4 protein-coding genes are annotated in these 5,524 nt (G+C 44.8%); 3 read left to right on the top strand and 1 reads right to left on the bottom strand.

The window, feature by feature from the left end:
* The first annotated feature begins 470 nt into the window (after positions 1-470).
* The 3 genes from Q7J27_00460 to Q7J27_00450 all read left to right on the top strand — a co-directional run bounded on the left by Q7J27_00460 (position 471) and on the right by Q7J27_00450 (position 4,355).
* Positions 471-1,973: a leucyl aminopeptidase gene (locus Q7J27_00460; protein MDO9527612.1), complete on the top strand. Its 1,503-nt coding sequence runs from the start codon at positions 471-473 to the stop codon at positions 1,971-1,973.
* Between the two features lie 253 nt (positions 1,974-2,226).
* Positions 2,227-3,186: an ABC transporter ATP-binding protein gene (locus Q7J27_00455; GenBank protein MDO9527611.1), complete on the top strand. Its 960-nt coding sequence runs from the start codon at positions 2,227-2,229 to the stop codon at positions 3,184-3,186.
* Positions 3,187-3,380: 194 nt separating this feature from the next.
* On the top strand, positions 3,381-4,355 hold the full coding sequence (locus Q7J27_00450; GenBank protein ID MDO9527610.1) for a dipeptide ABC transporter ATP-binding protein: 975 nt from the start codon (positions 3,381-3,383) through the stop codon (positions 4,353-4,355).
* A 61-nt stretch (positions 4,356-4,416) separates the two neighbouring features.
* On the opposite strand, the gene Q7J27_00445 is transcribed toward Q7J27_00450, so the two are convergent.
* A complete protein-coding gene (locus Q7J27_00445) occupies positions 4,417-4,671 on the bottom strand; it encodes a hypothetical protein (GenBank protein MDO9527609.1) in 255 nt (84 codons plus the stop codon).
* Positions 4,672-5,524: the final 853 nt, after the last annotated feature.

Below are 5,524 nucleotides of genomic sequence, written 5' to 3'. Positions count from 1 at the left end.
TTAGTACATTAAAACATCAAATTTTTCGATATAATAGAGAAGCTCCCCGCCCACAGGCCGGGGCTACCCGGAAAGGAATAATTTAATTATATTGCGCCCCTAGACCCCGCCTACAAGGCGGGGCTTGCGGGATGCGCTCCCGGTCAATGTCGTTGACTTAAGAAAGTGGCACCTTAAAGTCCCCCTTTTTTAAAGGGGGACTTAGGGGGATTTTGAACACCTTTTATAAAATCCCCCCTTGCCCCCCTTTAGAAAAGGGGGGAGATTTATTCTTAAGTCAATGACATTGATATAATAGCAACATTTTTTTTTGCAAGTTATTTTTAAGGATAATTCTAATAAGTTGCAAAAACCGGAGCTTTCGGCTAATCTGGCAAACCTGTATGGCAGAGAGAAAATATACAGGGGTGAGTTCTCTGAGCTGGCTTTTAGAGAGTCAATCGTTGTTAAATAATTCCCGGGAGATGTATATGGAAATTCGTATAAAAAAGAAAAGTATCGCAGAGTTTGATTGTGAGGCGGCAGTAGTTTGTCATTTTGAAGACGGCAAAAAGCTGTCTGGTGACGCTGCGCTGCTGGATAAAAAGTGTGGCGGACTTATCAGGGAGATCATTGACGGGGGAGATTTTGAAGGTAAGCTTTTTCAGATTTCTGTAATATATACAAGGGGTTTAATTCCGGTCAGGAGAATTTTCGTGGTCGGACTGGGTAAAAAAAAGGATTTTAATCTGGAAAAGTTAAGGGGCGTCTTTTCTAAAGCGGCCCAGAAGATAAGAGAATTAAATCTTAAAGGATTTGCGACATCGCTTAATTTTGGAAAGATCAATCAACCACTGGACAAAATTGCGGAGTCTGTAGTGGAGGGAGTTCTGCTCGGTACATATCAGTTTACATCTTACAAAACCCTGGAGAGGGAGAAGATCAAGAAACTGGAGGAATTTGTTATTGTCGAAGACAATGAAGATTCTTTTGAGGTCATAAAATCTGCTGCAAAGAGGGCAGAAATTATTTCTGATGCCGTCTATTTTGCGAGAGACCTTGTTTCAACTCCCGGAAACGAAATGACGCCGACTATCCTTGCTGATAAGGCAGGTGAAATTGCCGGCAAAAAAAACGTAAAGCTGAAAGTTCTTGATTCTCACGAGATGGAAGAGCTCGGCATGAATGCCCTGCTTGGTGTTGCGAGAGGCAGCAGTGAGCCGCCGAAGTTTATTGTACTGGAATACAATGGCGGAAAGAAGGGGGACAAAGCAGTTGCCCTGGTTGGTAAGGGGGTTACCTTTGACAGCGGTGGGATTTCCATAAAACCGTCGGCTGAAATGGATAAGATGAAAACGGATATGGCGGGCGGCGCCGCGGTTATGGGTGCAATTAAGGCTGCCTCCGACTTGAAAATTCCTCTGAATGTCGTTGGCCTTATACCGGCCACGGAAAATCTTCCCGGAGGAAAGGCATATAAACCGGGTGATATTCTAAAGTCTCTGTCCGGTCAGACGATAGAGATAAAAAACACAGATGCGGAAGGTCGATTAATACTGGCTGATGCGCTTGCATATGCCGGCAGGTTTAAACCGAAAGCAATAATCGACCTTGCCACACTGACAGGTGCCTGTGTAATTGCCCTTGGCGATAATACAATCGGTATGTTGGGAACTGATGATAAATTGAAAAAAAGGGTCAGGGATGCCGCAGAGGTTACGGGCGAGAGGTTATGGGAACTTCCATTATGGGAAGAATACCATGAGTTGATAAAGAGCGATGTGGCCGATTTGAAAAATGCGGGGGGAAGGGCAGGGGGAACCATAACGGCAGCTGCCTTTCTGAGCAAGTTTGTTGGTGATTATCCCTGGGTGCATCTCGATATTGCGGGTCCTGCGTGGTTGAGCAAGGATAAGCCATATATACCGAAAGGAGCATCAGGTGTTGGTGTGAGGCTATTGGTGCAGTTTATGAGAAATCTTTCGAGCATGTAAGAGCCTTAAAATAGAATTCTGAGATGCTCAAAACATTTTTTCGACAATTGATAAATCGATCGACAAATCAATTCTGTAGGGTGGCATTTTATATGCCACCGTTTGCGGTCGGGTGTAAAACCCGACCCTACAATCTAAAACTCACTCTTCGAGTTCAAACATTGGATTTGCACTCAGAATCCCATTTTCAAAGTTCAATACAGTCTATACAGTTTGAGAATGGTAATCCGAATCTCTTGATGGTGTGGTTTTTATGCGTCCACTTCTTGAAATAAAAGACCTGAGAACATATTTTGAAACCGAAAACGGTACGGTAATGGCCGTTGATGGCGTCGATCTTATGGTTAACGAAGGGGATACCCTAGGAGTTGTGGGAGAGTCGGGCTGCGGCAAGACAGTCCTTGCCCTCTCTATCATGCGATTGATACCGACGCCCCCGGGGAGGATTGTCTCGGGGAACATCATTTTCGACGGTACCGATATTGTTCGCCTGAAAGAAGACGAAATGCGGAGCCTCCGGGGAAAGGAAATATCGATGATATTTCAGGAACCGATGACCTCGCTCAATCCGGTCTTCAGGGTGGGGGATCAGATAGCCGAGGCAATCAGACGACATCTTGGACTTTCAAGAAAAGATGCTCTGAGCAAGGCTGTGGAGATGCTGGGACTTGTCGGCATGCCTTCTCCGAAAGAAAGGATCAGGGATTATCCCCATCAGATGAGCGGCGGCATGCGCCAGAGGGTGATGATTGCGATGGCGCTTTCCTGTAATCCCAGGCTGATGCTGGCGGATGAGCCGACAACTGCCCTTGATGTGACGATACAGGCCCAGATAATCGAACTTATTGATAAGCTGAAGGGAGAAGTGGGAACATCGGTAATTATGATAACTCATGATCTTGGGGTTATTGCCGAGGCAGCTCAAAATGCCTGCGTTATGTATGCGGGTAAAGTGGTGGAGTATTGTAATGTAGAAGGTCTCTTTTCGAGTCCCTTTCACCCATATACTGTAGGTCTTATGGAATCTATTCCGAGAGGGACAGGTGGGTATCTCAAGACAATACGGGGAGCGGTACCCAATCTTTATGAACTACCCTCCGGCTGCAGCTTTCAGGACAGATGTTCTGATGTGATGAAGGTGTGCAGAGAAAAGGAGCCGCAGCTCATGGCGAAATCTCCGGGGCATCAGGTTAGATGCTGGAAGTACGTGTAGCGGGGTCTTTGTCTACAACATCTACGTTTTTTGCTCAGATGTTGATGCCAGGTCAAACAACAAGATTTAGTTAAAAGTGTGAAGTGAACTAAAGTGAGCTAAAGTGCCTAAAGTTAAGGATTTTGGTCATTTAACTTTAGATCACTTTAGGCACTTCAAACTTTAGGCACTCTTTATATGACTTTGGAATGGTTATGCAAAAACCTAATATTCTACTGGATATCAAAGGATTAAAAAAATATTTTACCGTGGAGGGTGGTTTTCTCTCGGGTCGCCGTGGAATTGTGAGAGCCGTGGATGGAGTAGATCTCCAGATTTACAGGGGAGAGACACTGGGACTTGTTGGTGAGAGCGGCTGTGGCAAGACAACTCTTGGACGAGTTATCATGAGGCTTGAAGAGCCAACAGGGGGAGAGATTTTATTTGAAGGTGAAAACATTTTTGAATATTCCGGCGAAGGGCTGAAAGGTTATCGCAGGAAGGTGCAGTTGATATTCCAGGATCCATATTCATCTCTTAATCCCAGGAAAAGTGCGGGGAGTATTATTGGAGAGCCGTTTATCGTTCATAAACTGGGCAACAGAAAGGAGAGGGAGGCAGAAGTAGTCAGGCTAATGGGGGTAGTGGGGTTGAGCAGGGAACAGATGGGCCGGTATCCCCACGAATTCAGCGGCGGTCAAAGGCAGCGCATAGGAGTGGCGAGGGCCATTGCACTCAGGCCCGAACTCGTTGTTGCAGACGAACCTGTTTCCGCGCTGGACGTTTCTATACAGGCACAGATATTGAACCTTTTAAAAGATTTGCAGAGGGATTTTAACCTGACCTATCTCTTCATAAGCCATGATCTCAGTGTAATTGAACATGTGAGTGACCGGATCGCCGTTATGTATTTAGGGAAAATAGTGGAACTTGCAGAAAAAGAAACATTTTATAAAAATCCGCTCCATCCGTACACAAAGGTGCTTCTTTCTGCTGTGCCGGTCCCCGACCCGGAAAGGAAAAAGAGAAGAATTGTCCTCAATGGAGATGTTCCCAGCCCGATTGATCCGCCGGCCGGATGTTCTTTCCATCCCCGCTGTCCCGACAGAATGGATATTTGTGATAAGATTGAGCCGGAGCTCATAGACAAAGGGGTAAAACATCATGTCGCCTGCCACGCCGTGGGTTGATGCAAGGCAGCCTTCCATCTATCGTGATAGCAACTTCATTGAGTATTTCACATATAGGCAGCTAAAACCACTGCTGATACAAGCACCGAACTTTACCACCAAGGAATTGTCCTATTAAAAATGTGCTTATCAGGACCAGAAATGTAGTAGAATGCCATCCAATCCCTGCCAAAATACGAATACCGACGACGAAAGGAACGGGAATGTGCACTGCCAGAAACCAGGGCAGCGAAAATTTCTTAACCCCTGCTCGCCAGAAGCCAAACGGAAGGTTCAGAAGCAAAACCGAAATAGCTACTATCCATAAATTATGCATAACGTTAATTGTGATGCACTCGTAAAAAGTCAGTTTTTGTCACCCTGAATTCATTTCAGGGTCTCTAACTTATTGAAATATTTAGATGCTGAAACAAGTGAGATCCTGAAACGAGTTCAGGATGACAAATGACACATTTTGAGACTTTTTACGAGTACATCAACTATAAGTAATCCTCCCAAATGGCTTTCAATACGGGATTTGTGGGCCCCGTCTAATGCCGAGTTGAGCGTAACAAAGGAAAATGAGCACTTTTTTCTTTACTTTAGATTTATTTCAACTGCGCATCTTAGAAAATAGCTATTTAAAACTCAAGAAGAAAATGGAACCCCAAAATAGACATTGACCCTTCCAACACAGTAGGACAGGCGTCTCGCCTGTCCATAATGGTGAATCGCCTAAACAGCCGAGACGGCTGTCCTGCTGGATGGGGAAGACAGACTTTATTTTCAATACAATAAGATTTCTCGCTCCGCTCGAAATGACCACTTTGGCGCGTTTTCGGACAGCCTCCTAGGAAACTTTTGGAGCAGATTCGTGAAGAGACCTTTTTCACAGGTCTCAAACTGTATCTTGATTTGACATTTTCATGCGTCAAACATATGATGCACTGGTAAAAAGTCTTTTTCTGTCACCCAAAATCATGTCCTGAACTTGTTTCAGGATCATTCAGGGTCTCTAACTTGCTGAAATAATTAGATGCTGAAACAAGTGAGATTCTGAAACGAGTTCAGAATGACAAAAGGGGGAAGATGTCACCCTGAACCATACCCTGAAGATGTCACCCTGAACTTGATTCAGGGTCTATTTCAGGATTTATTATTTTGCTTATCGCTTCCTCTATATTATCAAG

The sequence above is a fragment of the Syntrophales bacterium genome (genome assembly GCA_030655775.1).
Lineage (GTDB): Bacteria > Desulfobacterota > Syntrophia > Syntrophales > JADFWA01 > JAUSPI01.
The sequence above is the reverse complement of the archived record's forward strand: the minus strand, read 5'-3'. Positions and strand labels throughout refer to the sequence as shown.